This is a genomic window from Dermabacter hominis NBRC 106157 (assembly GCF_001570785.1).
Lineage (GTDB): Bacteria > Actinomycetota > Actinomycetes > Actinomycetales > Dermabacteraceae > Dermabacter > Dermabacter hominis.
This window is the reverse complement of record NZ_BCSI01000024.1, coordinates 1-2,833: the sequence shown is the minus strand read 5'-3', so window position 1 is coordinate 2,833 and position 2,833 is coordinate 1. Positions and strand designations below refer to the sequence as shown.

Below are 2,833 nucleotides of genomic sequence, written 5' to 3'. Positions count from 1 at the left end.
GTTATTCCCGATATAAGCCCGAACAGTGGACGCGTGCCGAACCAGCAAGAGCCGCGGCGCTCCCTTTCGGAGCACACCCGATAGCAAATAGAACCAACAGCCTCAGAGACTCTTCGCAACGACACCTCGAGTGCGAGCATCTCCGCTTAGACCCTCTGTGGATCGCCGGAGAAAACCTCAACTGAACCGCGGTGCGAGATCCATGCATCACCACTGCGCGGCTATGTAACCACGATCCTCGACCAGGGGGGAATCAATTATCCATGCATTTTAGACTTACGCCGAACGAATACTTTTTTCGAGCCCGCGATGCTCGGAACACCCTCGATAACCTCACTGGCGTCAACGCTCTTGTGGACGAAGCAATTGATTTTACCAGCCAAGCACTCGAACACAGCATTCTCAGTCGGGGAGCATCAAGTTCATGCCTGGAACTATACGTCCGAAGTGAAGTGGACTACGGCCGTGGGCGCGCCAACCAAAATATCGAATACGCTTCCGAGGGAATGCGCTATTACATGAGCGCCGATTCTGAAATGGCTGACAACAGTAACAGCAGCGCAGCCGCCGCCGAAGGCAAAGGTCGCATGACAAATCTGGACAGGTACAACGAAGCCAATGGCGGTGGTCCCGGAGTATGCACACCAGAAAACCCGATGGGCCAAGCCAACTACGCGAGCAGCCCCGAAGAGATGTTAGCTAATTCATTTGCAAAAGCACGGGAAGCCGAGCAGCGCCCTTACGGCCCGTACCCCATCGAGAAGTAAACCCCTGGAGTAAATCATGGTTTCAAAGTCTGATCTCCCCGAGCTGGATGACCCCGGCACCGTAAGCCAACTAGGCGCAAAATTCGTGGCGATTGGCATGCTCAATAAGTCCATCATCGATGAAGCCAAGTACGGCTGGACGGATATTGCCACCTCCTATCAGGCACCCGAAAGCGGCAAGGTACAACGGGTATTCCACACCCCATCGGAGGCTGCCGACGAGCTCGAACGACGCACCAAAAAAGTTGGGGACGCTCTCGACTCGTATTCCAACACGCTCAGCGACCTTCACACAGAAAAGGCGCAGATCGAATCGGACATCGATGCGGCCAACGCGAAATACGCAGAAGCTATGGCGATGCCTGAAAAGGTCGAAGAGCCGGACCCGGATAATCCGGGCGAGACGATCGAAAAGGATAACGAAGAACGAGAGCAAGCCCTCGCTGAAGCCAATCAAATGATTTCAGCGGCGGAGGGTGCGGTTCGGGCCTTCAAGTTTAAAGTGCAGCAAGAAGACCGAAGTCTCGCAGACTCCATCACAGGGGAAACTATCAATCCACATACTGGTGAAGCAGCGTGGAGCAACTTCGCCGGAGGCAGCTTCTTCAAAGGCGTCTTTGACGCCATTATTGGTATGCCAAAAATTATCGTCGGCACGGTTCGCATCAACGTTTCTGACGTTTGGAATCATCGCCACGATTTGAAGAATTTCTTTTTTGGCCCAGACGGCGCTCGTCACAGGCAGTTTTGGCTCCAAATGGGCACCCTTCTAGCCCCTCCTGGAATGGGAGCAGCTCTTGGAACTGTCGGAACCGCGCCCGAAATTGTGAAAGGAGCGCAAGACGGTTCCCTAAAGCGAGGAGCATTCACTGCGGGCAAGTGGGTATACGAAAATCTGCAGGACGCCGCCATGGGCCCAGCGTCCCCCTCCGTCTATATCCACGGCGAGGCGTGGCTTAGAAAATGGGGCACCGAAACGGCGCACGATCCGGCCTACACCATCGGAGGCCTCGCCCCCACCGTGGTTACCGGCGGCCTCAGCGTAGAGCTGAAAGCCGGCCAAGTCGTCGTCAAGAACCTTACGAAGCCAGGCGAAAAAGCCGTAAAGAAGGGGCTGAAAGACGCTGCTAAGAAGGCGTACGAGGACCCGGCGCGCGAAGCGTTCAATAACGGTATCTACGACTCCCTGAAAGAAGCCTACGGTTCCCAGGGCGAGCAAGGTGCGGCTCCTTCCGCACCTGCACCGGCTCCGGCGCCCGCCGAACAGCCGGCTCCAGCGCCTGCGCCAGCACCCGCAGCTCCAGCGCCTGCGCCAGCACCGGCACCCGTTGCGCCGGCACCTGTGGCACCCGCACCGGCCCCGGCACCTGTCGACCAGCCAGCGCCCGCTCCGGCCCCGGCACCCGCTGCACCCGCACCGGCCCCCGTGGCCCCCGCACCAGCACCGGCACCCGTTGCACCCGCGCCGGCACCCGTCGACAAGCCAGCACCCGCGCCGGCACCCGTCGACAAGCCAGCACCCGCACCGGCACCGGCACCCGCTGCACCCGCACCGGCACCGGCACCCGCTGCGCCTGCACCAGCTCCGGCTCCTGTCAACCAGCCCGCGCCGGCACCCGCCCCGGCTCCGCGTCCAGTGGACCCTGTCGCCGATGCCCTCGAAACGCTTGGCAATGCATCGCACCACGACTTCTTCGAGTTCCGAAACGATCTCATCGATCAAATTTCGGCGATCGACGGAATCGACGGCGATGCGGTGCGCGCCTTTGCTGATGACCCCGAGGGCTTTGCACAGGGGCAAGCGAACCAGGCGTACGAGGACTTCCTGTCCGCGAACCCTGAGGTGAAGCAACTCGTTCCGTAACCCCGAGTAGCCAACTCAAAAAGGCGCTGGCCCCGCGAGATCAGGGAGCGACATTGCGTCGCACCACCGTTCCGCGGGGCCTTCGCATGCGCACACAACATCAATGCTGACGTCGCCCGACGCACCTAAGTGAACATCGCGGAAACTTCTTGCAAAATGGTTTCTCTTCGGGTGGTGCACGACACGACGGCTCTGTACTTTA

General features: G+C 59.4%; 2 protein-coding genes. Both read left to right on the top strand.

The genetic code is table 11. The features are described from left to right. Positions 1-263: 263 nt before the first annotated feature. The gene (locus DEHOM01_RS10025) at positions 264-767 is read left to right on the top strand and encodes a hypothetical protein (RefSeq protein ID WP_016663636.1); all 504 of its coding nucleotides are present in this window, start codon (positions 264-266) and stop codon (positions 765-767) included. A 16-nt stretch (positions 768-783) separates the two neighbouring features. Continuing rightward, positions 784-2,631: a hypothetical protein gene (locus tag DEHOM01_RS10115; RefSeq protein WP_176572865.1), complete on the top strand. Its 1,848-nt coding sequence runs from the start codon at positions 784-786 to the stop codon at positions 2,629-2,631. Positions 2,632-2,833: the final 202 nt, after the last annotated feature.

Excerpts from the sequence above, each read along its gene's own strand:
- DEHOM01_RS10115 (WP_176572865.1), top strand. The coding sequence starts at position 784 with ATGGTTTCAAAGTCTGATCTCCCCGAGCTGGATGACCCCGGCACCGTA.
- DEHOM01_RS10025 (WP_016663636.1), top strand. The coding sequence starts at position 264 with ATGCATTTTAGACTTACGCCGAACGAATACTTTTTTCGAGCCCGCGAT.